19 protein-coding genes are annotated in these 22483 nt (G+C 74.7%); 10 read left to right on the forward strand and 9 right to left on the reverse strand.

Annotation, left to right across the window (positions count from 1 at the left end; translation table 11 throughout):
• Positions 1-29 precede the first annotated feature (29 nt).
• From STBA_RS10100 to STBA_RS10115, 4 genes are all read right to left on the reverse strand, one after another.
• Positions 30-221 carry a hypothetical protein gene (locus tag STBA_RS10100; protein WP_077058924.1) on the reverse strand — a complete coding sequence of 64 codons (192 nt, stop codon included), beginning with the start codon at positions 219-221 and terminating at the stop codon, positions 30-32.
• 194 nt (positions 222-415) lie between these two features.
• Positions 416-1132, reverse strand: coding sequence for an SIMPL domain-containing protein (locus STBA_RS10105; protein WP_077063225.1), 717 nt, complete (start codon positions 1130-1132; stop codon positions 416-418).
• 151 nt (positions 1133-1283) lie between these two features.
• Positions 1284-2906 (reverse strand): FAD-dependent monooxygenase, encoded by a 1623-nt coding sequence (locus STBA_RS10110; protein WP_253194619.1) that lies wholly within the window; start codon positions 2904-2906, stop codon positions 1284-1286.
• A gap of 312 nt (positions 2907-3218) precedes the next feature.
• Positions 3219-4364: a S1 family peptidase gene (locus STBA_RS10115; RefSeq protein ID WP_077058925.1), complete on the reverse strand. Its 1146-nt coding sequence runs from the start codon at positions 4362-4364 to the stop codon at positions 3219-3221.
• A gap of 211 nt (positions 4365-4575) precedes the next feature.
• Here STBA_RS10115 and STBA_RS37705 point away from each other — a divergent pair, with 211 nt between their 5' ends.
• From STBA_RS37705 to STBA_RS10140, 5 genes are read left to right on the forward strand one after another with little or no spacing between them, the layout of a single operon-like run.
• Positions 4576-6324 (forward strand): hypothetical protein, encoded by a 1749-nt coding sequence (locus tag STBA_RS37705; protein ID WP_077058926.1) that lies wholly within the window; start codon positions 4576-4578, stop codon positions 6322-6324.
• Positions 6321-8642: a serine/threonine-protein kinase gene (locus STBA_RS36350; protein WP_077058927.1), complete on the forward strand. Its 2322-nt coding sequence runs from the start codon at positions 6321-6323 to the stop codon at positions 8640-8642. The genes STBA_RS37705 and STBA_RS36350 overlap by 4 nt, the downstream gene beginning before the upstream one ends.
• A complete protein-coding gene (locus STBA_RS10130) occupies positions 8639-10120 on the forward strand; it encodes a VWA domain-containing protein (protein ID WP_079251834.1) in 1482 nt (493 codons plus the stop codon). The genes STBA_RS36350 and STBA_RS10130 overlap by 4 nt, the downstream gene beginning before the upstream one ends.
• A complete protein-coding gene (locus tag STBA_RS10135; RefSeq protein ID WP_143659466.1) occupies positions 10117-11109 on the forward strand; it encodes a hypothetical protein in 993 nt (330 codons plus the stop codon). The genes STBA_RS10130 and STBA_RS10135 overlap by 4 nt, the downstream gene beginning before the upstream one ends.
• Complete coding sequence (locus STBA_RS10140) at positions 11106-12410, forward strand: extracellular solute-binding protein (RefSeq protein ID WP_253194622.1); 1305 nt, start codon at positions 11106-11108, stop codon at positions 12408-12410. Before STBA_RS10135 ends, STBA_RS10140 begins: the two co-directional genes overlap by 4 nt.
• 7 nt (positions 12411-12417) lie before the next feature.
• On the opposite strand, the gene STBA_RS10145 is transcribed toward STBA_RS10140, so the two are convergent.
• Positions 12418-13839: a pectate lyase gene (locus tag STBA_RS10145; RefSeq protein ID WP_253194624.1), complete on the reverse strand. Its 1422-nt coding sequence runs from the start codon at positions 13837-13839 to the stop codon at positions 12418-12420.
• Between the two features lie 106 nt (positions 13840-13945).
• A complete protein-coding gene (locus STBA_RS10150; RefSeq protein ID WP_077058931.1) occupies positions 13946-15112 on the reverse strand; it encodes a CapA family protein in 1167 nt (388 codons plus the stop codon).
• A gap of 259 nt (positions 15113-15371) precedes the next feature.
• Here STBA_RS10150 and STBA_RS10155 point away from each other — a divergent pair, with 259 nt between their 5' ends.
• Positions 15372-16520 carry a glutathione-independent formaldehyde dehydrogenase gene (locus STBA_RS10155; RefSeq protein ID WP_077058932.1) on the forward strand — a complete coding sequence of 383 codons (1149 nt, stop codon included), beginning with the start codon at positions 15372-15374 and terminating at the stop codon, positions 16518-16520.
• Between the two features lie 49 nt (positions 16521-16569).
• On the opposite strand, the gene STBA_RS10160 is transcribed toward STBA_RS10155, so the two are convergent.
• A complete protein-coding gene (locus STBA_RS10160; protein WP_077058933.1) occupies positions 16570-17541 on the reverse strand; it encodes a hypothetical protein in 972 nt (323 codons plus the stop codon).
• A gap of 67 nt (positions 17542-17608) precedes the next feature.
• Here STBA_RS10160 and STBA_RS10165 point away from each other — a divergent pair, with 67 nt between their 5' ends.
• The gene (locus STBA_RS10165; RefSeq protein WP_077058934.1) at positions 17609-18385 is read left to right on the forward strand and encodes a class I SAM-dependent methyltransferase; all 777 of its coding nucleotides are present in this window, start codon (positions 17609-17611) and stop codon (positions 18383-18385) included.
• Between the two features lie 13 nt (positions 18386-18398).
• Here the strand turns inward: STBA_RS10165 and STBA_RS10170 are convergent, their stop codons facing one another.
• Positions 18399-19001: a TetR/AcrR family transcriptional regulator gene (locus tag STBA_RS10170; protein WP_077058935.1), complete on the reverse strand. Its 603-nt coding sequence runs from the start codon at positions 18999-19001 to the stop codon at positions 18399-18401.
• 91 nt (positions 19002-19092) lie between these two features.
• Between STBA_RS10170 and STBA_RS10175 the strand changes: the two genes are divergently transcribed.
• From STBA_RS10175 to STBA_RS10185, 3 genes are all read left to right on the forward strand, one after another.
• Positions 19093-19518, forward strand: coding sequence for a nuclear transport factor 2 family protein (locus tag STBA_RS10175; protein WP_077058936.1), 426 nt, complete (start codon positions 19093-19095; stop codon positions 19516-19518).
• Positions 19515-20363, forward strand: coding sequence for an NAD(P)H-binding protein (locus STBA_RS10180; protein WP_077058937.1), 849 nt, complete (start codon positions 19515-19517; stop codon positions 20361-20363). The genes STBA_RS10175 and STBA_RS10180 overlap by 4 nt, the downstream gene beginning before the upstream one ends.
• Positions 20364-20611: 248 nt before the next feature.
• The gene (locus tag STBA_RS10185; RefSeq protein WP_077058938.1) at positions 20612-21313 is read left to right on the forward strand and encodes an alpha/beta hydrolase; all 702 of its coding nucleotides are present in this window, start codon (positions 20612-20614) and stop codon (positions 21311-21313) included.
• A gap of 25 nt (positions 21314-21338) precedes the next feature.
• Here STBA_RS10185 and STBA_RS10190 read toward each other — a convergent pair whose 3' ends face one another.
• On the reverse strand, positions 21339-22448 hold the full coding sequence (locus tag STBA_RS10190; RefSeq protein ID WP_253194626.1) for a helix-turn-helix domain-containing protein: 1110 nt from the start codon (positions 22446-22448) through the stop codon (positions 21339-21341).
• Positions 22449-22483: the final 35 nt, after the last annotated feature.

Here is a 22483-nt window from a genome sequence, read left to right on the forward strand (position 1 = left end):
GCGGCGGGGCAACGCCCCCGGACCGAGGGTTACTTGCGCGGCTCCGAGGGCTGCTTCGGGGACAGCAGGATCAGGAGCAGGAGAACGCCGACCGCCTCGGGTGAGTAGACGGGAGCGCCGCTGACGGGGGCCTCGGGCTCGGAGATCAGCGAGGTCATGGCGGAACGCTCCGCCGACCCGGCGAGGACTGGGGAGATGCGGGTGCTGGCCTGAACGGACATCGTGCCTCCATATGGGCATCTCTGGCGCGCACTTGACGCGCCGCGTCGAATCAGACGCTGCCCGGGGCCCTGCCGATTCATCACCGATCAGATGAAGTGCCACACGTACGGATGAATTGGGTCAACAGGGCAATGAACGCATTCACCCGTGAGGGGATTTGCAGGCGACGCGCCGATGTGCTCGGCGATGCGGCTCAGAGGACGGGCGGGGTGATGGTGAACCGCGCGTTGATGTGCGCGTGTACCGTCTGGCGGCGCGGTTCGAGGTCGAGCGATGGCACCCCCGATTCCGCCGCGCCGCCCGGCGCCGCGCCGCGGGCCGCCGCGCCCGCGTAGATGGCGTGCGGCTCGGAGTCGACGCCGATGTCGGCGAGTTCGACCAGTGCGGCCAGGTCGGACCCGAGGGCGGCGGCGTACTCCCGGGCGCGGGTGACGGCCTCCCGCACGGCCTGCCTGCGGGCCTCGCGGTGGACGGGCGAGGAGGGGCGCAGCGCCCACCACGGCCCGTCGACGCGGGTCAGTTCGAGATCGGCCAGGCGCGTGGTCAGCTCGCCCAGCACGGTGAAGTCGCCCACGGTCGCCTGGATGTGGACGTGCCCGTGGTAGGTGCGGACGTGCTCGCCGCGCCCGCGGCGAGTCAGTTCCGGGGTGATCGAGAAGCTGCCCGTCGCGGTGTCCTCTATCGCCCCGCCATACGACGAGAGCAGCCCGAGCGCGGCGCCGTTGCGCCGGGTCAGGTCGGTCAGCGCGGCGGCGCGGTCGGCGCCGCGGGCGGTCACGACCACGCCGATGCGGGCGATCTCCGGGTCGACTTCGAGCCGGGCCGAGCCGCGCACGGACACGCGCGGCGCGTCGGGCGTCGCCACCAGGGGGGCGGGAGCGGGCGGGGGAACGGAGGCGGAGTGCGTCATGGGGACACCCTCGCATTCCACGGCCGGCAGCCGCGTGTTGCCGCCCGCCCGGCGAACGCGCACGCGTTCCGGCGTCGCCGCCGGACCCGGCGGATCGGAACGACGAGCGGACGGACCCCGCGTCCCCGCTCCCGCACCCGCACCCGCACCCTCAGTCGGCGGCGGCGCCGAACCACGTGGGCAGCCGGTCGAGCAGCTCCTGCTGGCCCTCACCTACCCACGCCACGTGGCCGTCCGGCCGCAGCAGCACCGCGGGCACGTCCAGTTCCTCGCTGACGTCGACGACGTGGTCGACCCGGTCCGCCCAGCCCGCCACCGTCAGCCGGCCGGTCTGGTCGAGCAGCAGCCCGCGGCCGCCGTGCATCAGCTCGTAGAGGCGCCCCCGCTTCAGCCGCACGTCCCGCAGCCGCCGGCCCAGCAACTCGTGGCCCCCACCGAAGTCGTAGCGGACCCCGACCGCGGTGATCATCCCGGTCACGTACCGGTTCACCTCCTCGAAGTCCATCAGCTTGGAGAACAGCTCCCGCAGCGCGGTCGCGCCCGGATCGGTGCCCAGCAGCGTGATCTGCGCGCGGGTGTTGTCCAGCACGTCGGCGGCCACCGGGCGCCGTTCGGCGTGGTAGCTGTCCAGCAGCCCCTCCGGCGCCCAACCGCCCACCTCGGCGGCCAGTTTCCAGCCGAGGTTGAACGCGTCCTGGACGCCGAGGTTGAGGCCCTGCCCGCCGGTCGGCGGGTGGATGTGCGCCGCGTCACCGGCCAGCAGCACCCGGCCGGTCCGGTAGCGCTCGGCCAGCCGGGTGGCGTCGCCGAACCGGGACAGCCAGCGCGGCGAGTGCACGCCGAAGTCGGTGCCGGCGACCGCCCGCAGCTGCCGCGCGAACTCCTCGAGGGCCGGCGCGGCCGTACGGTCCTCCGCCACGCCTTCGGCGGGCACGATGATGCGGTGCAGCCCCTCGTTCCCGTCCACGTCGTGCATGACGCCGAACCGCAGCTGGGTCTTGCGGACTTCCGCGACGACGGCGGCAACCGTCGCCCGGTCCTCGGTCATCTCCATGTCCCCCAGCAGCGTTTCGACCCTGGCGGGCTCGCCGGGGAACGCGACGCCGAGCAGCTTGCGCACCGTGCTGCGACCACCGTCGCAGCCGACGAGGTAACGCGAGCGCAGCCGCATGCTTCCCCCAGTCCCACCGGCTACTCCCCCGCCGGCTACTCCCCCGCCGGCTACGCCCTCACTGGCGGGGGGACCCCCAGACCCGCCGGCTACTCCCCCGCCGGCTACGCCCTCATTGGCGGGGGGACCCCCATCCTCACTGGCGGGGGGACCCCCATCCTCATTGGCGGGGGGAGACCCAGGCCCGCCGGCGGCCAGTTCGGCGGTCACGCCGTTCTCGTCCTGGCTCAGTCCGACCAGTTCGCAGCCGCGCCGGATCTCGGCGCCGAGTTCGAGGGCACGCTCTTCGAGCAGCCGCTCGGTGACCGGCTGGGGGGTGGCGAGGCCGTATGCGTGGGCCGTGTCCAGCCGGTCGGGCCACGGCTTCGGGATGCCGCCGAAGAGACCGCCGACCTGGAACTTCTCGCTGACCGCGAGGAACCGGTCCAGCAGACCGCGCTGGTCCATCATCTCGACGCTGCGCGCGTGCAGGCCGCGACCGCGGGACTGCCCGGTCGGCTCGGTCAGCTTCTCCAGCACGACCACATGCACGCCGTGCAGCCGCAACTCGCAGGCCAGCATCAAGCCGGTCGGTCCGCCGCCGACCACGATCACGTCAATCATCAGTAAGCCCATTCAACGAGTCGGATGCCGGCCGGCCGACCCGCGCGGCGCGCCGGGCCCCACCCGCGGTGCGACGTTCCGGGCGAATGTGCCATATCCGCAGGTTCCGGCCGTGGCCGATCATTCTGCGGCACGACCCGGGTCTTGCGGCAAGCCCCCCGGTGCGCTATACGTTGAGAGTGGCAAGGAGCGGGCAAGCTCCTTGCCTTTGCTTTTGCCTCCGCTTTGACGCCGCCGGGCCGTCGCCACACGAACAACGTGTGGCGACGGCCCGGCGGAAAGGTCATGCGGGGTACGTCATGCGGGGTGGCGTCATGCGGTGTGCAGCGTCAGCCCGTACGCCGACAGGATCTCGTTCACCGGCTGGTGCCAGGTCTCGCCGCCGCTGTTGCAGTCGCCCCAGCCGCCGGAGGTCACGCCCTGGGCCTGGTCGCCGCTGATGTAGGAGCCGCCGGAGTCGCCCGGCTGCGCGCACACGCTGGTCCTGGTCAGCCCGTTAACGACCTCGCCGTCGACGTACCGGACGGTCTCGTTCTTGCCGAGCACCGTGCCGCAGTGCCAGCCCGTGGTGGAGCCGGAGCGGCAGACGGAGGCGCCGATGGGCGCCTCGGCCGAGCCGCGGACCAGCGCGTCGGAGACCGTGCCCCAGCCGAGCACGACGGGCTCGGTCCACCAGCCGTGGCCGACGCTGACCCAGCCGTAGTCGTTACCGGGCCACGAGGCGGCCTGGAAGGTGCCCAGCCGGGAACGGTCCCAGCCGAAGACGTCCGCGCCCGGCTGCCCGCAGTGGCCGGCGGTGACGAAGCCGCCGTGCACGGAGAAGCCGATGGAACAGCGGACGTTGCCCGTGTAGTAGGGGTCACCGCCGACGGTGCCCGCGGCGAACGGGGCGGGCGCCTCGTCCGCGACCGCGCGGACGGCGACCGGGCCCGTGGCGCGCGCCTCGTCCAGGAACGCGGCGACGGCGGGCTCGTCCGCGGCACCGCGGACCACCTCCACCACGACGGTGTTGGCTTGCGCGTCGGCGTGCCAGCCGACGACGCCCTCGGGCGCGTCGGCCGCGCCGAGTCCGGTGACGACGGCGTCGAGTTCGGCGGCGGAGTGCTCGACGACCAAGGCCTCGGCGCCCGCGTCGCGCACGGCGTCCGCCGCACCCGGGTCGGCCACGGCGACGACGAGCGCGCCGGCGGCCGGGTCGAACCAGGCACCGGCGAACGCGTCGCCCGCGGCGCTCGTGGCCGCCGGCTGCGCCTCGGCGGCGGCGGCCTCGTCGGCAATCCGGTCGAGGGCCTGGTCTTCCGTCAGGCCCAGGTCGCGCTGCATCGCCTCGACGAGGCCCGGCGCGGCGGGCGGCTCGGCGGGGGCGGGCGCCGCGGCGGCTTCCGTGGCGCCGAGCGCGCCGACGAGGAGCAGGGCCGAGGCCCATACGCGCAGGCGCAGGCGGGAGGTGCGTCTCATGGGGGGTTCTCCTTCTGTCGCTCAACCGGAACGGGGGCGGAACGGAGTAGACGGAGCGTAAGTCGGCTGCCATGAGCATGTCTAGACCCATGTCTAGACCAAAGTACGGATCAAGTCGCTTCCCGTGCATTTCTGTTGGGAACGTCAGGACGCTACAGAGCGAGACCGGCCGTGCGTATCCTGCTGACGCATGGGGAGGGGCGTCACACCGATGAAACACGGCAGTGAGGTGCGCGCCGACGGGGACTCCTGGCTGCTGCGGATACGCGCCCGGGACACGCGGCGGGTCGTCGGCACCGGCGTGCTGCTCGGCGACCGCCTGGCCCTGACCTGCGCCACCGTCCTGCCGCACCCCGAGGCGCAGGTCACCGTCGACTTCCCCGGCGTACGCGGCGCCGCCCCCGCCACCGGCCGCGCCCACCCCCGCCACGGAACGCCAGGCTCCGGCGCCGCGGGCCTCGCCGTACTCGCCCTGGACCGCGCACCGCCCGGCGCCGCCCCCGCCGCGCTGCGGCGCGCCGCGCCCCCGCTCGGCACCCCCGTCGTCATCCGCGGCTGGGCCGAGACCCACGACGGCGGGCCGCTGACCATCGCGGCGGACGTGGACCACACCTGGGGCGAGGACATCCGGCTCGCCCCCGCCGCGCACCAGGACCTGCCGGAACACGGCTGCCACGGCGCCCCGGTCCTCGACCACCACGACCCGCCCCGCGTCCTCGGCGTCGTCCTCGGCATCCGCCCCGCCGCGGCCGGGGCGGGAGCCGGGGCCGGGGCGGGAGCCGGGACTCCGTTCGCCCGCATGATCCCCGTCGACACCCTCCTGCGGCACCTGCCCGTCGCCGAGAAGTGGGCGGCAGGACGCCGCGGCGTCGAACCCGCCCTCACCTCCCGCACCTCCCCCGGCAGCACCCTGCTCGCCGACTACGCGGAACGGCTCGCGCGGTGGCTGACCGACCGCGGCGGCCCGCCCGTTCGCACCACCGAGGTCGAGGAAGGCAGCCCGCGCGACCACACGCTGCGCCGCGCCCTCGCCCTCGCCGACCGCGAACTGGTGCACCCGCGGCCCGACGCGCTGTCCGCCTCCCCCGCCGCCACCGTGCCGCCCATCGGCTCCCTCGACCTCGCCATCGACGTCACCGGCAGAACGGCGGAACAGATCGCCGCCGGAATCGCCGACCGCATGAACCTCACCGTCCCCGGGCACGGCAGCGCCCGCGCGCTCCTGCGGCGCGCCCGCCTCGCGCGCACCATCGCGCTCCTCGGCCTCAACCGCGCCGCCGAGCCCGCCGACGTCGCCGAACTCTGCGGCGAATTGGCCGAGAACGGCTGCCGCCTGCTGCTCGTCCACTACGGCCGCCGCACCCGCGCGGAGCGGGACGCGGGCGCCATGATCGCGCTGCGGCAGCGCATCGCCCGCCTCGCCGCCGACCTCGACGCGCTCGACGTGCGCGCCGCCCAGCTGAACGAGGCCGCGCAGCGCCTCGCCGGGGTCGTTCCGCAGGACGACGCCCTGACCGGGCTGCACCTCGACTACGCCGTCATCGGCCGCATGCGCGCCGCCGCGGGCCCCGGCGCGGCCCCGGACGGGCTGACCGCCGCGGTCGACCGGCTCGACTCCGGCATCCGCCGCGCCGCGCGGGCCGTCGCGGCCGGGGAGGCCGAGGCGGAACGGCGGCGGCGCCGACGCGACGCCCTGCGGGAGGAGTTCGACACCTACCGCAGCCTCCTCGCGTTCGCCGCCGCCACCGGAGCACGCGGCGGCGACGGGCACGACGGCCACGACGGCGAGGACTTGGAGGAGCAGGTCACCGCGGAACACGACGCCGCGTTCGGTGCGCTGTGGGGGTACTTCGACCCCGGAACGGCCGGCCCCGCGCTGACCGCCTACGTGGCGGCCGTGCGGCGGCTGCTCGGCCTGCCGCCGGCCGACGGCGAGCGGAAGGAGGACCGGAAGCCGTGAGCGAACCCCTGCCCGACCACCTCGGCGCGTACCCGCTGCCCACCCTGCCCGCGCTGTCCGTGCCCGACCCGCGTTCCCTGCTCGACCCCGACCCGCAGCCGCCGCGGAACGGCCTGCGCTGCGGCAACCCGCAGTGCGGCTGGCAGGTCGGCGCGCCGTTCCCGGGCGCCCCGACCCGGCTCACGGGCTACTGCCGCAACTGCGGGACCCGCTACTCGCTGCGGCCCCAGCTGAAGGTCGACGAGCAGTTGGACAACGGCCGTTACCGCGTGCTCGGCTGCGTCGCGCACGGCGGCCTCGGCTGGGTCTACCTCGCCGAGGACACCCGGCTGAAAAACCGGCTGATCGCGCTCAAGGGCGTGCTCAACCCGCACGACCCCCGGGCCAGGGCGGCGATGCTGGAGGAACGTGACCGGATGATCGCCGTCACGCACGACTCGGTCGTCCGCATCCTCGACTACGTCACGCACCCCGGCGAACAGCCCGTCGACTACATCGTCATGGAGTTCGTCGGCGGCCGGTCCCTGCGCGAGGTCATCGCCGAAAGCGGGCCGGGCGGGCGGCCGTTCGGCCCGCGAGGACCCGCCCTCACCCTCGACCACGTCGCGCTGTACGGCGGGCAGGTGCTGTCCGCGCTCCAGGCGCTGCACGACCGCGGCCTGGTCTACTCCGACATGAAGCCGGACAACGTCATCCACCACGGCAGCCGCGTCGTGCTGATCGACCTCGGCGGGGTGCAGCGGGCCGGCGACACGGCGCGGCCGCCGGTCATCACGCACGGGTACGCCAGTCCCGAGGTCGCCGAGGGCGGCGGCCCGCCGACCGTCGCGCACGACGTGTTCACCGTCGGCAGGACCCTCGCCGAGCTGGTCGACGCCGTCGCCGAGCCGCCCGCCGCGGGACTCGGCCCGACCTCCCTGCGGCGGCTGCTGGAACGCGCCACCGCGGACCAGCCCCGCGACCGGTTCACCAGCGCCGCCGAGATGGCCGGGCAACTCGACGGCGTGCTGCGGGAGCTGGCCGCCGCCGGCACCGGCCACCGCCACCCCGCGCCCTCCCGCGTGTTCACCCCGACCCCGGTGCTCCTCGACGACGGGCTCGGGGCCGTGCCGGGGCTCGCCCACTGGCAGCACAGGGAACGCGCGCAGTACCGCGACCCAGGACCCGTCAGCCCCGTGCTCCGGCACGGCCGCCCGGAGCCGTTCCGTGTCGCCGTCGGCCTCCCCGTGCCCGTGCCGCACCGCGCCGACCCGGCCGCCGCCGCCCTGCGGACCCTCACCCCGCGCGACGCGCGCGGCGCGGTGCGGCAGTTGGAGAGCCTGCTCGGACCCGCCGAGGAGTCCGGCTACGGGAGCGTCGAGGTCCTGCTGCACCTGTGCCGCGCGCACCTGAGGACGGGCGACAGCCTGCCGGCCGGGGACGCCGCCCGCGCCGTCGAACGGGAGCGCGCCGCCGCCCGGCTGGCGCGGGCCGCCGAGGCGCTGGACGCCCGCGTGCCCGGCGGCGCCGCCCACGACTGGCGCATCGCCTGGCACACCGGCCTGTGCCACCTGGCCGCGCACGACACGGCCGCGGCGGAACGCGAGTTCCGCCGCGTCCACGCCGCGCTGCCCGGCGAGTACGCGCCGAAGCTGGCCCTCGGCTACTGCGCAGAGCAGCGCGACGCCCTCGCCGATTCGGAACGCCTCTACCGGGCGGTGTGGGCCTGCGACCCGCAGCCGGACAGCGCCGCCTTCGGCCTGGCGCGCATCCATCTGGCCCGCGGCAACCGCGACGAGGCGGCCCGCGTGCTCGGCCTGGTGCCCGCCATGTCGCTGCACAGCGACGCCGCCCGCATCGCGGCGCTCCGCATCCGCGCCGCCCGCCTGTCGCCGGGGCCCGAGGGGCTGCCGGACGCGGACAGCCTGCTCACGGTGCTGCGCGACCTGCCGCAGGCCGCACCCGCCCTCGACGCCGGAGCCGGGGCCGGGGCCGGGGACGGGCAGGAACATGCCCGGCTCACCGCCGAGTTACGGGAATGGGCGCTCGACTGGCTGCGGTGCGTACGGCGCGACCCGGCGCGCGCGGCCGACCGGGAACGGCTGCCCGAGCTGGCGAGCGAGCTGTTCTGCGGGCGCGGCACCGGCGGTCCCGGCCCGCAGGAGCCGCCCACGGAGCAGGCGCTGCGCACGGCACTCGCCCAGTCGTTCCGCGACCTCGCGCCCCAGAGCACCGACCGGGCGCTGCACGCGCGGCTGCTCGACCTGTCGCACGCGGTCGCCCCCCGCGTGTGGTTCCGCAACGGCGGGCCCGGCCGGGCGGCCGGGAGGCGGCGATGACCACGCCGGGCGGCGGGCCGCGCGCCGAACTGACCACCGCGTACGAGCGCGACCAGTACGCGCACGCCGACGACCGCGCCGTTGGCGTGCTGGTGGGCGTCACCGTCAGCGGCCTCGCCGCGGTCGCGGGCCCGCCCCCCGAGCACCGTTCGGAAGTCATCATCATCGACTGTTCCGGCTCCATGGCCCGCCCTTCCCTGCACAAGATCGCCGTCGCCCGCCGGGCCGCCGCCGCGGCCGTGGCCGCGCTGCCCGAGGGCGTGCACTTCGCGCTGGTGAAGGGAACGGGCACCGCGCAGGTCGTCTACCCCTGGCACGAGCCGCGCGGCACCGTCCCGGTCACCCCGCGGACCCGCGAGGAGGCGATCCGCACCGCGCTCGGTCTCACCGCGCACGGCGGCACCCGCATCGACGCCTGGCTCGACACCGCCCACGACCTGCTCGCCGCCCGCCCGGACGCGGCGTTCCGCCACGCGCTGTTCCTCACCGACGGCCGGAACCGGCCGGGTGCGGAAGCCGAGTTGAGCCGCGTCCTGCACGCATGCGCCGGGCAGTTCCGCGGCGACGCGCTGGGCATCGGCGACCTGTGGGACGCCGACGAGCTGACCCGTATCACCGGGCGGTTGAACGGCCTGGCGTACGGCGTCGCCCGGCCCGGCGCGGACGGCGGCGCCCCGCCGCTGCGCGAGCAGGTCACCGAACTGTTCGAGGGCTTCGTGCACGCCTCCGCCGCGCGCAAGCTGCGCGAACTCACCGTGTGCGTCCGCCCGGAGCCCTGGCTGTCCTTCGGCGGCTTCAGGCAGCTGTCCCCCGTCGACCTCGACCTGACCGCGCGTGCCCGCGACCGCGGGGGCGAGGTCGCCATCCCCACCGGCGCCTGGGCCGACGAGACCCGCTGGTACCGGCTGCGGCTGCACGCCGACGCCACCGACCCGCGGTTCGCGGCGGCCCGCCGCGCCGCCGCGCATGTCGCCACCGTCGGGCTCGCCGCCGACGGCCTCGCGCTGCCCCCCGCCCTGGACATCGTCGTGCGCTGGACGGACGAGGACCCGCCCCTGACCAACCCCGGCGGCGTCGCCGAACACTTCGCCCGCCAGGCCGAGATGAACGAGGCTGCCCGCCGCGGCGCCAGGGCCGTCGAGGAAGGCGACACCGCCGCGGCCGAACGGCACTTCGGGCGGGCCGTCCGCATCGCCCACGAGGACGGCAACGAGGTGCGCCTGGCCCAACTGCGGGACCTGGTGCTCATCGACGCCCCGGACACCGGCCGGGTCCGGCTGCGTCCTGATCTCAGCCGCGGCGACATCCAGACCGAAGGGTCGCGCCGCAGCCACGTGCGCAACCCCGCGCCCGGCGTCGCCGCCGACAGCGCCGCACAGAGCGGCGGCCTGGCGCGGCACTGCCCTGTTTGCAGCGCGCCGGTGCCGCCCGGCCGGTTCTGCAACGCCTGCGGAACGGCCTGGGAGGGCGGCGCATGAGCGGGACCAGGGGACTGCTGTGGCGGCGGCTCGCCGCGCTGCTCGTGCTGACCGCCACCGCTACCGCGCTGCTGTTCGCCGCCTACGCCGACCAGCAGCGCAGGCCCGGCGCGGTACGCGACCGGATCGCGCCCGCGATCCTGGAGGTGACCGCCGCCCGCACCGCGCTCATGACCGGCCACCTGGCCGCGGACCGCGAGCTCAGCCGCGGCATCAGCGGCGTCGTCGGCTCCGGCGAGGAGTACCGCGCGCAGCTCGCCGCGGCCACCCAGAGCCTCGCCCAGTCCGCCGACCCGGCGGGGCTCGTCGGCGCCGGGGAATTGCGGGACACCGTCAACGCGCTGCTCATGGCGTACGACAGGGCCATGGGCCTGGCCGTCGCGCACGAGGACAACGAGCCGGTGCGCGGTGCCTGGTTCCTCAGCGCCGACGCCCTCCTCAACCGGGAGGACAGCGGAATCCTGGCCAGGCTCCAGGAGTTGCAGGACCGCCAGCTGGCGCGCCTCGCGCAGGAGACCGAGCTCTCCACCGGGCGGCGCGCCGTGTGGCTGCTGGCCGCGGCGGCGGCCCTGGCGCTCGCGGCGCTGCTCGCCGTGACGCTGCGCCAGCTGGCGCGGCGTTTCCCCGCCCGCCTTGACCCGTTCCTCCTCGCCGCCTGCCTGATCGTGCTCGCCGCCTGGCTGCCCCTGCTGCCCGCGCGGGCCGCGCACGACCGGCTCGACGCGGCGGCCGACGGGCTGACCGGGCTGGTCGCCATGCAGCGCGACGCCACGACCGACGACCGGGACTCGGCGGAGTGGACCGACTGGCTCGCGGCCGTACAGACGCGGACCACCGCCGCGTCCGACGGCGTGGAGTCGGGCACGGACCGCCCCGCGCCCGCCGCGGCGACGCTGCCCGCCATCGCCGCCGGCGGTGCCGCGGTCGCCGCGCTGTGCACCGGCGGCCTGTTCCTGCGCCTGCGCGACTACGAGAGGTTCCAGTCGTGACGTCCTCCCCGCGGCCCGCGCGCCGCCTCATGACCGCTCTGGCGCTGCTGCTGCCCGCGACGGCCTGCGGCCTCGGCGGCGGCACCCAGGACCCGCCGCTGGCGGTCCTCGGCCCGTGGACCGGTGCGGAGGAACGCGACTTCGAACGGCAACTGGCGTCGTTCGAGGAGACCTATGGCATCGACGTCGCCTACGAGGGGACCACCGCGACCCGCGATGTGCTGCTGTCGGGCGTGCAGTCCGGCGATCCGCCCGATATCGCGATCCTGCCCGGCCTCGGCGACCTGGCCGACTACGCGGCCCGCGGCCTGCTGTACCCGCTGCCCGGGGACGCCGTTCCGTCCGGCGCGTTCGACGCCCCGTGGCTGGCGCGGCCCGCGGGTCCTGAGGAGGAGCGGTACTGGGTGCCGGTCAAGGTGGACCTGAAGAGCATGGTGTGGCACGAGGCGGGCCTCGACCCGGCGCGCGGCGGGCCGCCCGGGGTGGCGCAGTGGTGCCTCGGCATGCTGTCCGACGCCACCTCGGGCTGGCCCGGCACCGACTGGATCGAGGACATCCTGCTCCAGCAGTCGGGCGCGGACGTCTACAACGCGTGGGCCACCGGCCAACTCCCGTGGACCGACGAGGCGGTGGTGGCCGCCTGGGAGACGTGGGGCACGTTCATGGCCGGGGACGAGGAGGCGGCGCCCGCGGCGCTGCGCACCGACCACCGCGGCCGGGACGGCCGCGGCGGCCTGCTGCTCGACGGCGGGAGCGGGCCGGACGGCTGCACGCTCGAACACCAGGGCAGCTTCGCGCGGAGCCTGTACGACGCCGAGGACGCGCGGCGGCTGGACTTCACGCCCTCCGCGCGGCTGCTGCCGGGCGCCGCCCCCGACGCGGGCCGCGACGTGGAGGTGTCGGCGGACTTCGCCGCGCTGTTCCGGGAGAACGAGGACGCCGAGACGCTGCTCGCCTTCCTCGCCGACGTGGAGACCCAGACGGCCCGGGCGGGCGCCGCCGAGGACCCGGGGCCGGGGCAGGCCGCGGAGTGGCCGCTGTTCTCCGCGCACAACGAGGTGCTGCCCGCGCACTACCCGGCCGGCGTCAGCCGCCGCATCGCCGAGCAGCTGCACGGCGCGGAACGGCTGTGCCTGGACGCCTCCGACGTGATGTCACCGACCGTCGGCCGCCTCTTCTACGAGAAGGTGCTCGAATTCCTGGCCGACCCGCTCCAGGACCCCGAGGGCCTGCTGGCGGAGATCCAGCTGATCCAGGACCAGCCCCCGCACGTTCCGGCACTGGAGCAGGTCTGCGGCTGACGCGCGTTCAGGCCGTGGGCGCGCGCCCCGCGCCGGCCTGGGCCAGGACGGTGTCCCGTACCTCGGCCGGGTCCCGCAGCGGCGTGTAGGAGTAGGCGTCCGCCGGGTCCCAGCCGACGTCGGTGGTGAAGGTGAGCAGCGCCCAGGCCGGGGGCTCCGTACCGGCCTCCTCGGCCTCGGCACGTGCCTCGGCCGCCGCGGCGTCGAACTTGCGCTCGGCCAGGGCGTTCAGGTCCACGGGCCGCCCGGCGAACCAGGAGCCGCGGTCGAGGAACTGGTGCCCGCCGTAGTTGGCGACCAGCAGGTCCGCGGACGCGCCCGGCCCGGTGACGTCGAAGGCGTTGTACTCCGACATCATCAGGGACTCCACCCCCACGCCGAGGAAGTAGTCCGAGCCGCCCGCGTTCTCGCCCGTCATCGGGTAGTCGGGGTCGTCGGTGCTGCCGGTGAAGTAGTTGTTGAACGTGTGGACCCGGCCGAAGCGGACGCGGGGGCTGCGCTGCTGGGAGTCCTCGAAGAGGTTGCCGTGCAGGGTGATGCGCAGCCGGCCGCGGTCGCTGTCGCCCTGGCCGTCGCCGGAGCTGATGAGCAGCGTCTTGGCGTGGTCGGCGAAGTGGCTGCCGGAGATGGTGACGAAATCGGTGCCGTCCTCCAGATCCAGGAGCCCGTCGTGGTGCTCGACGGGCTCGCCGTGGAAGCCCTCCTGCGCACCGCTGTTGGGGTAGCGGCCGTCCGTGAAGGTGCAGTGGTCGATCCAGATGCGGGAGCCCGTCACGACGGACATGGCGTCGAACCTGGCGTTCCAGGAGCCGTTGTCGCCGTCCCAGGGGTCCCAGGAGGGGAAGTGGTCGACGGGCGCCTCCAGGTGGAGGTTGCGCACCACGATGTTCTCGCCGAGCCGCACCGACAGGTAGATGCCGCGCAGCCAGGCGTCGGCGCCCCGGCCCACCAGGGTGGTGTTCGAGGGCACGGTCAGCTGGATCTGCTGCTTCTGCGCACCCGAGCCTGTGGTGCGCAGGCGGGACTGCGCGTCGCACCACGGGTGGTGGTCGTCGCTCCACTCGGTGCCGTCCGGACCGAAGCAGGCCATGTAGCGGTCCAGATCCCAGCCGGGCGCGTAGTCCTGGTCGTCGAGCAGCCGCCCGTCGGGCGCCTCGTTGCCGTCGATCGCGCCGACGACGTGGATGATCTTCGGTTCGTCCGGGTTGCCGCCGTTGTCCAGCGCGGCGGCCAGTTCGGCCCGGGTCGCCACGACGTAGGTACTGTCCTCGTCGGCGCCCGCGCCCCCGGTGGTGCCCTCCCCGACCGCCGCCCATCCCACGGGCCCGGCGGCGGGAGCGGCGGGCACGGCGGCAGGCTCGGCGGTGGCGTTCGGCTGGGCCAGGGCGAGGGCGAGCAGCACGGCGGCGGGCAGCGTGAGGATGCGCACGGCGGACGGCCTTCCTGATGGGCTGCGGCAAACGGCAGGGTGCACCCGGTGGTTGCCGCCGCGGGCCTCCGGGGTTGCCGCGCCGCGCGCACTGTTTCCGGCCCTGCTACCGGCCGCGCGTCAGGCCGTCCGCGTCCGCGCCGCGGCTGAGGACCGCGCCGTCGATGGCCGTCATGGCCGCCCGGTGCGCGGCGTGGTCCGGGTCCTCGGCGAGGGCGCGCGGCAGGTTGACCAGGGTGATCGGGTCGTTGTCGACGGAGTGCGGCACGTACTCGGCCTTCTCCACCGTCCAGTCACCGCCGTCCGCCCCGGGCGGGACGAAGGTGAAGCGGGCGGCCGAACCCAGCTGTCCGCGCGGGTCGTTCATCACGCCCGCGATCTGGTCGCCCATGCCGTAGACGACCCAGGTGCCGTTCACCTTCTCGTACGCCTGCGGGACGTGGGCGTGCGTGCCGAGGATGAGGTCGATGTCCTTGCGGCCGCCGGTCGCCGACGCGGTCAGCTCCTCCGCCAGCTTCAGCTGCGCGGTGTCCGGCTCCTCCTGCCACTCGGTGCCCCAGTGCATGCTGACGACGACCACGTCCGCCCCGGCGCCGCGGGCCGTGCGCGCGTCCTCGACGATCTGCCGCGGGTCGATGAGGTTGACGAGCCAGGGTTCGCCCTCGGGCACCGGGATGCCGTTGGTGCCGTAGGTGTAGGCGAGGTGGGCGACCTTCGCGCCGCCGGCGTCGAGGATCGCCGGGGTGTCGCGTTCCTCCGCGGTGCGGGCGGACCCGGCGTGCCGCAGCCCGGCGCGGTCCATGGCGTCGAGGGTGCGGACGACGCCCTCGGCCCCCGCGTCGAGGGTGTGGTTGGAGGCGGTGGAGCAGGAGTCGTAGCCGAGCGAGGCCACCGCCTCGGCGAGCTGCGGCGGGGTCTTGAACGCGGGGTAGCCGGTGAACGGCCCGCCGTCGGCGCCGTAGACGGTCTCCATGTGGCACAGCGCGAGGTCGGCGCCCGCCACCGTGGGCTCCGCGGCGGCGAGCATGCGCCGGAAGTCGTGGCCGGTGCCGCCGGCGTCCGCACTGGCCTGGCGGATGACGGAGTCGTGCACGAGGAGGTCGCCGGTGGCGACGAGGGTGAAGCCCTCCGCGGCGCGGTCCGGCGCGGCGGCGGGCTCCTTCGCCGTCTCGGGCGCGGACGGCGTGCCGCCGCCGCAGGCGGTGAGGAGCGCGCCGAGCAGCAGCGCGGTGACGGCGGGGCGGGCGGGTAGGCGGGGCGAGGAAGGGGGCACGGGATTCTCCGCAGGACGCAGGGGACATAAGTGAGGGATCAGACACAGAAAGTGCATAAGATCCGATAGTCATACTTATGCCGAGCGAGCAGACCGGCCCGGCCATGCCCCCGGCCACCACCGGAACGGCCCACCAGATGCACCCGGGAAGCCGACCGTTCCGCCCGGTCGCGACCCGCCACCCCCGCCACTAAAGTGGGCTGAAGCAGCCATTCCTCGGCAATCCGGCGATACCAGGACCAGAGCACGGGAGGCAGCCATGCGGGCGGTCGTTTACCAGGAGCCCTACTCGGTGGCGGTGCAGGACGTGTCCGATCCCCGCATCGAGGACCCCACGGATGTCGTCGTGCGGATCACCACCTCGGCCATCTGCGGCTCGGACCTGCACATGTACGAGGGCAGGACCGGCGCCGAGCCCGGCATCGTCTTCGGCCACGAGAACATGGGCGTCGTCGAGGAGACCGGCCGCGGCGTCGCGAGCGTCAAGCCCGGCGACCGGGTCGTCATGCCGTTCAACGTGGCCTGCGGCTTCTGCAAGAACTGCCTGGCCGGCCGCACCGGCTTCTGCCTCACCGTCAACCACGGCTTCGCCGGCGGCGCCTACGGCTACGTCTCCATGGGCCCCTACCGCGGCGGGCAGGCCGAGTACCTGCGGGTGCCGTTCGCCGACTTCAACTGCCTCCAGCTGCCCAAGGGCGAGGAGCACGAGGACGACTTCGCGCTGCTCGCCGACATCTTCCCCACCGGCTACCACGCCACCGAGCTGGCCGGCGTCGGCCCCGGCGAGACCGTGTGCGTCTTCGGCGCCGGGCCCGTCGGACTGATGGCCGCCTACTCCGCGTTCATCAGGGGCGCCGCACGCGTCTTCGTCGTCGACCGCCAGCCCGACCGGCTCCAGCTTGCGACACGTATCGGTGCCACGCCGATCGACTACTCCAAGGGCGACGCGGCCGAGCAGATCAAGGACCTCACCGGCGGCGAGGGCACCGACAAGGGCATCGACGCCGTCGGCTACCAGGCCACCGTCAAGGAAGGCGACGAGCAGCCCGCCATCGTGCTCAACTCACTCGTCGAATCCGTCCGCCCCACCGGCGCGCTCGGCGTCGTCGGCCTCTACGTGCCGGGCGACCCCGGCGGCCCGAGCGAGGCCGCGCGGCAGGGCGAACTGCTGTTCAAAATGGGCCGGTTCTTCGAGAAGGGCCAGCGCATGGGCACCGGCCAGGCCAACGTCAAGGCGTACAACCGCTACCTGCGCGACCTGATCATCGCCGGCCGCGCCCAGCCCGGCTTCGTCGTCTCCCACCGCCTCCCCCTCGAAGAGGCCCCCGAGGCGTACGACCGCTTCGACAAGCGCGTGGACGGCTGGACGAAGGTGCTGCTCAAGCCGGAGATGACCAGGGCCGCCTGAGCCCGGCGGCGGAACGCGACGGGACGCGGCGGAACGCGACGGGGCGCCCTCACGCGTACCGGCGGGCCACCTCGGCGAACGCCTCCTTCGGCCGCCACTCCGACAGGTCGTCGTGGGGCACCTTCACCACCCCGAAGCCGGCCATGTCCAGGTCCAGGGACGGGTCGTCGTGGTGCGGGAAGTCCCGCATGGCGAAGGTGTAAGCGAAGCAGCCGTGCACGTCGCGGGCCGCGTAAAGACCGATCAGCTCCCCGAGGTAGGCCGCCTGGGTGCCCTCGTCCCGCTCGTGCCCCGGCTTGATGCGGGGCGGATCGGCGAACCACCGCACGATGCGGAACGAGCCGGGCCCTCGGCGTTCCGCCCCGCGGAAGGCGCCGCAGCCGAACTCCGTGATGACCACGGGCTTCCCCGCCGCCTCCGCCCGCCGCAGCAGGGCATCGAGACCCCGCTCGTAGGCCGCCGGGTCGTCGCCGAACCGGTAGAGGTTGACGCCGACGATGTCGAAGTCCGACCAGTCGACCTGCTCCCAGTAACCGGCGGCGTAGGTGACCGGGCCGTGGAAGACGCCGCGGGCGGTCGCCAGGGTCTCGGCGAGCAGGCGGCGCAGCTTGCGGGTGATGCGGCGGTCGAACAACCGCCGCCAGCGCAGGAGGAACTGGAGCCGGACGAAGACCTTGGGGCCCGGCAGCATGCCGCCCTGCGTCAGCGAGAACTCGCTGCCGACCAGCAGCGTCACCCGGCCCGGGTACCGCGCGCGCAGCTCCTCGGCACCGGCGGCCATCTCCGTCAGGTGGGCCAGCAGTTCGGCGCGCGGCCGGTCGGCCAGGTACGGCCGCACGTAGACGTCGAGCCCCTCGTCCAGGGCGGCACGGGCGGCCCGGAGCTGCGACCCGATGTCGGTGCCGATCAGTTGCACGGCCGTGCAGTGCAAGTCCGCGCGGATCGCGCGCAGGTCGCGGGCCAGCGCCTCGTCCTCCGTCTCGCCGGTGACATAGGAAATACCCCTGACAGTCAGGCTCATGGGACATGCATAACACGGGCCGGTTATTGCGTTGCGGCCCCGGGCGGGGCTCCGGTCGAATGCGGGCATGACCGGAGCCGGAGCGGAAGCCCCCGACGCGCACCTCGAACGGAACCGGCGCTACTGGGACGGCCAGGGGAACGCGGCGCACGGGCCGCTCGCCCGCGCCCAGTGGTCGCGGCCGGAACCGCACTGGGGACTGTGGGCCACCCCGGAGTCGCGGGTCCGGGTGCTGCCCGAGGACCTGACGGGGGTCCGGGCGATCGAACTGGGCTGCGGCACCGCCTACGTCTCCGCGTGGCTCGCGCGGGCGGGCGCCCGCCCGGTCGGCATCGATCTGTCGGAGCAGCAGCTCGCCACCGCCCGCGCGATGCAGGGCGAGTTCGGCCTCGACTTCCCGCTCGTCCTGGGGAACGCGGAGCAGGTCCCGTACGAGGACGGGTCGTTCGACCTGGCCATCAGCGAGTTCGGGGCGTCACTGTGGTGCGACCCCCACCGGTGGATTCCCGAGGCCGCGCGGCTGCTCGTGCCCGGCGGGCGGCTGGTGTTCATGCGTTACTCGCCGCTGTTCGCGCTGTGCGCGCCGCCCGAGGGGCAGGCGTCCGCGGCGCTGGTGCGCGACCAGTTCGGCCTCGGCCGGCTGGACTGGGGGCAGCGGGTGGAGTTCGTCCTGCCGCACGGCGAGATGATCCGGCTGCTGCGCGCCGCCGGATTCGTGGTCGAGGACCTGATCGAGATACAGGCCCCGCGCCCCGCGGACCGCGAGTACGGGGAGGTCTCCTCGGACTGGGCACACCGATGGCCGAGCGAGGAGATCTGGACGGCGCGCCGGTCCTGCGGCTGACCGCGGCGCCCGGTCAGTCCATGGTGGCCGGCGCCCGAGCGGCGGCCAGGATGGTGGCGGTGAAGCCGGCCAGCTGTCGCCGCAGGTCTTCGCGCGGCACACCCTTGTGCCCGGCCAGGTGTTCGACGAGATCGGCGCGGGTGGCGGCGAGCAGCGCGTGGGCGGTGAAGTCGCTGCCGGTGAGGCCGGGAATCCGCGCCAGCAGGTCCCGGAGCAGGGCGTGCCATCGCTCGTAGTGCTCCGCCCGGTAGGGGCTGTCGTCGCCGGTCCCCTCCAGGGCAAGCGCGAGGTGGCGGTTGTCGAGCTTGAAGGTCAGTACGGCGTCGAGCAGGGCGGGTACGCGCTGAAGCGGTGGGGTGGCGGGCCCGAGCGGTGGTGGTCCCGCTTCGACGGCTTTCCTGATCGGTTCGAGCCGTGCTTCGTAGAGCGCGCGGATCAGCCCGGTGCGGTCACCGAAGGCGCGGAAGAGCGTTCCCTTGCCGACGCCGGCCGCCGCCGCGATATCGGCCATGGTGACCTCCTCGGGGCTCCGGCAGCCGGCGAAGAGCGCGTCGGCGGCCGCGAGGGTGGCCGCCCGGTTGCGGACGGCGTCCTTGCGTGGTTTGCGCTCGGTCATGCGCGCCTCCTCCACTTGCAATGCGGACCCGGGGTCCGTATCGTCCAGCAAAGCGGACCTCGGGTCCACATCTTACGGGACGGAGAAGTTCATGCCCGAAACCACCTCACCGGCAGACCTCTATCACCACAGTCTTCGACTCCTGCTGGCCAAGGACATACCCGCCTGGGTCGGCCTGTGGGCCGACGACGGCGTCCTGGAATTCCCCTTCGCGCCCCGGGACTGGCCCCGGCGGCTGGCGGGCAAGGAAGCCATCGCCGCCTACATGCGCCACTACCCCGACCACATCGACCTGCACGAGTTCACGGACGTGCGGGTCCACCGGACCGCCGAGCCCGGGACCATCGTCGTCGAAATGCGCGGCGTGGGCCGCCTGGTGGAGACCGGCAGCCCCTTCGATGCGAACTACATCGCGGTCGTGGCCGTTCGGGACGGGCTCATCACCTCCTGCCGCGACTACTGGAACCCGCTCGTCGCCCAGGAGCCGGGCGCCGACTTCACCAGGAGCGGCCGATGACCGCCGCCGGCACCACCCTGGTCATCGGCGCCAACGGCACCACCGGCAGCCGTACCACCGCGCGGCTGGTCGGCGCCGGCCACCGCGTCAAGGCCGCAGGACGCCGCGCCGCCCGGGTCCCCGGCGCGGAAGCGGTCCGCTTCGACTGGTACGACCCCGGCACCTTCGGCGAGGCCCTCGCCGGAACCGACCGCGTCTACCTCGTCCCGCCGCCGGGCGACCTGGACCCGGCCGCCGTCATGCTGCCCTTCCTCCGGCAGGCCCGCGGCACCGGCGTGCACCGCGCGGTGCTGCTCAGCTCCTCGGCCGTGCCGGCAGGGGGCCCGGCGGTGGGCGCGGTGCACCGCGCCCTGCCCGGCCTGTTCGACGCGTGGGCGGTCCTGCGGCCCTCCTGGTTCATGCAGAACTTCACCGGCACGCACCTCCACGCCCACAGCATCAGGGACGACGGCGTCATCCTGACCGCGGCCGGGACCGGCCGCGTCGGCTTCGTCGACGCCGACGACATCGCCGCCGTCGCCGTGCACGCCCTGACCGATGACCGCGCGCCCTGCACCGATCTGGTCCTGACCGGCCCGGAGACGCTCAGTCACGACGACGTCGCCACGATCGTCACGGAGGTCACCGGCCGGCCCGTGACCCACCGCCACCTCTCCGCCGAACAGCTGCGCGACCGCCTCGCGGCGACCATACCGCGGGACTTCGCCGCGCTGCTGGCCGACCTGGACCTGGCCATCGCCGGCGGAGCCGAGGACCGCACCACCGACACCGTCCGGCGCCTCACCGGCCGCCCGCCGCGCAGCTTCCTGGCAGTCGCCGAACGGGAGTTGACGCGGAGCGGGTGATCCGCCCGAGACAGGCATCAAGAACGCGTCAAGACTGCCGGAATCCGGCAATGCGGGAGCCCCGTTCCGGATGGGAACATGTCATCACCAGCGAGGGAGCGGCCACGGGGGACGAGCACGGTGGACTGGTTTCCCGTTCTCGGCATGCTGCGCGCGGCGGCCGCCGGCTGAGCCCCGGGGCGGGGGCCCGTGCGAGCCCCGCCCCGGCCGCGCCGGACACGACGCGACGCGAAAGGACGGAGACGACCGTGCAGTTGCATACCCGCACGTGGGGCGAGGGCGACCGGGTGGCGCTCCTCGTCCACGGCATCATGGCCGACCACCGCACCTGGCGGCGGGTCGGCCCGGCGCTCGCGGACCGCGGTTTCCGCACCATCGCCGTCGACCTGCGCGGCCACGGACTCAGCGGGCGCGGCACGTACGCCCCGGCGGACTTCGCCGACGACCTCGCCGAAACCCTGCCCACCGGGGCCGCCCTCGCCCTCGGGCACTCGCTCGGCGGCCTCGCCCTGGCGCTGGCCGCGGAACGGCTGCGCCCGGCCCGCGCCGTGTACGCCGACCCGGCCTGGCGCCTCTTCGACGGCCGCCGCCACGACCCGGTGGCGCTGATCTCCGCCAAGGACGCCACGCGCGAGGCCATCGCCGCGGGGAACCCCCGGTGGGAGCCCGCCGACGTCGACACCGAGGTGGCGACGCTCGCCCGGTGGGACTCACGCACCGCGTTCGGCCTGAGCCGGCTGGCGCACGAGGACTTCACCCCGGACGACCCCCGCGTCCCGTCCCTGGTACAGATACCGGGCGACGGCGGCCTGGTCACCGCCGACCACGCGGCCCGCCTGCGGAAACGCGGCTTCACCACCGCCACCCTGCCCGATACCGGCCACACAATGCACCGCGACGACTTCGACGCCTTCATGACCGCCCTCGACCACTGGCTCGCCGGAAACTGAGCCCCGGCCGCCGGGCAGGGAGCGTTCAGATCTCCTGCTCGGGCCAGCCGAGCAGGCGGGCGCCGATCACCGCCGTCTGCAAGGTGTAGCGCTGGAGGGGGTCGGCCGGGTCCGCGCCGGTCAGGCGCTGGATGCGGGCCAGCCGGTAGGTCAGTGCCCGCACGCTCAGCGACATGCGGCGCGCCGCCTCCGCCGCGACGCAGCCGGCGTCGAAGTACGCGTCCAGCGTGTCCACCAGCGGCGCGGCGCCGCCGCGCGCCGCGGCGAGCGGGCCGAGCACGGAACGCACCAGGTCCGCCATGGCCTGCCGGTCGCGGGTCAGCACCGGGAACACCAGCAGCTCGGCCGCGCGCAGCACCGGCGTGGACAGCCGCATGCGCGCGGCGAGTTCGAGCGCGGCGCGCGCCTCCTCGTAGGATTCGACGATCCCGCCGGGGCCGGGGCGCGGGCGGCCGAGCGCGACCCGCCACTGTCCGGGGGTGCCGTCCGAGGCCCTGGCCGTCGTGGCGAAGTATTCGCCGATTTCCGGCCTGCTGCCCGGCGCGATGCACACCAGCCGCCCGTCCTTCGTGGCCAGCAGGATCAGCTGTTCCCCGAACCGCCCCTCCAGCGTGTCCGCCGCCCGCCGCGTCACCGCGTGCGTGTCGTCGTACGGCTGCGGGCCGCAGGCCACCGCCACCGAATGGCTGTGCGCCAGATGCAGGCCGAAGCGCAGCGCGCGGGCCGACAGGTCGCCAGGGTCGCTGCGGCCGTGCAGCAGGTCGTCGATGAACTCGCGCCTGGCCGCCTCGTCGCGCCGCACCGCCAGCAGCTGGGCCCGCCCGTACCCCTCGGCCAGCGCGTCGACCGCCTGCTCCGCCGCGGCCAGCACGCTCTCCGCGGCGGAGCGGACCTGCCGCGCCCCCGGCGCGGCGGCCACGCCCGGCAGGTCGCGGAACGCGGCCCGCGTGGCGGCCAGATGGCCGCGGACCAGCTCGCGCAGGCCGATCCCCTCGCGCGCGGCCCGCTCCCCCAGCTCGCGGCGGCCGCGGATCTCGTCGCGGTCGAGGCGGCGGCCGGTCCGCGAGACCTCGGCCAGGATGGCCGCCCAGCCGGCCAGATAACGGGCCCGCACCGGGTCCTCGTCAGCGGACACCTCGCGCCTCCTCCCCCGCCCGTCCCCCCGCGCCC

The sequence above is a fragment of the Streptomyces sp. MP131-18 genome (assembly GCF_001984575.1).
GTDB classification, from domain to species: Bacteria; Actinomycetota; Actinomycetes; order Streptomycetales; family Streptomycetaceae; genus Streptomyces; species Streptomyces johnsoniae.

Excerpts from the sequence above, each read along its gene's own strand:
- STBA_RS10100 (WP_077058924.1), bottom strand. The coding sequence starts at position 221 with ATGTCCGTTCAGGCCAGCACCCGCATCTCCCCAGTCCTCGCCGGGTCG.
- STBA_RS10105 (WP_077063225.1), bottom strand. The coding sequence starts at position 1,132 with ATGACGCACTCCGCCTCCGTTCCCCCGCCCGCTCCCGCCCCCCTGGTG.
- STBA_RS10110 (WP_253194619.1), bottom strand. The coding sequence starts at position 2,906 with ATGATTGACGTGATCGTGGTCGGCGGCGGACCGACCGGCTTGATGCTG.
- STBA_RS10115 (WP_077058925.1), bottom strand. The coding sequence starts at position 4,364 with ATGAGACGCACCTCCCGCCTGCGCCTGCGCGTATGGGCCTCGGCCCTG.
- STBA_RS37705 (WP_077058926.1), top strand. The coding sequence starts at position 4,576 with ATGAAACACGGCAGTGAGGTGCGCGCCGACGGGGACTCCTGGCTGCTG.
- STBA_RS10130 (WP_079251834.1), top strand. The coding sequence starts at position 8,639 with ATGACCACGCCGGGCGGCGGGCCGCGCGCCGAACTGACCACCGCGTAC.
- STBA_RS10135 (WP_143659466.1), top strand. The coding sequence starts at position 10,117 with ATGAGCGGGACCAGGGGACTGCTGTGGCGGCGGCTCGCCGCGCTGCTC.
- STBA_RS10155 (WP_077058932.1), top strand. The coding sequence starts at position 15,372 with ATGCGGGCGGTCGTTTACCAGGAGCCCTACTCGGTGGCGGTGCAGGAC.
- STBA_RS10160 (WP_077058933.1), bottom strand. The coding sequence starts at position 17,541 with ATGAGCCTGACTGTCAGGGGTATTTCCTATGTCACCGGCGAGACGGAG.
- STBA_RS10165 (WP_077058934.1), top strand. The coding sequence starts at position 17,609 with ATGACCGGAGCCGGAGCGGAAGCCCCCGACGCGCACCTCGAACGGAAC.
- STBA_RS10170 (WP_077058935.1), bottom strand. The coding sequence starts at position 19,001 with ATGACCGAGCGCAAACCACGCAAGGACGCCGTCCGCAACCGGGCGGCC.
- STBA_RS10175 (WP_077058936.1), top strand. The coding sequence starts at position 19,093 with ATGCCCGAAACCACCTCACCGGCAGACCTCTATCACCACAGTCTTCGA.
- STBA_RS10180 (WP_077058937.1), top strand. The coding sequence starts at position 19,515 with ATGACCGCCGCCGGCACCACCCTGGTCATCGGCGCCAACGGCACCACC.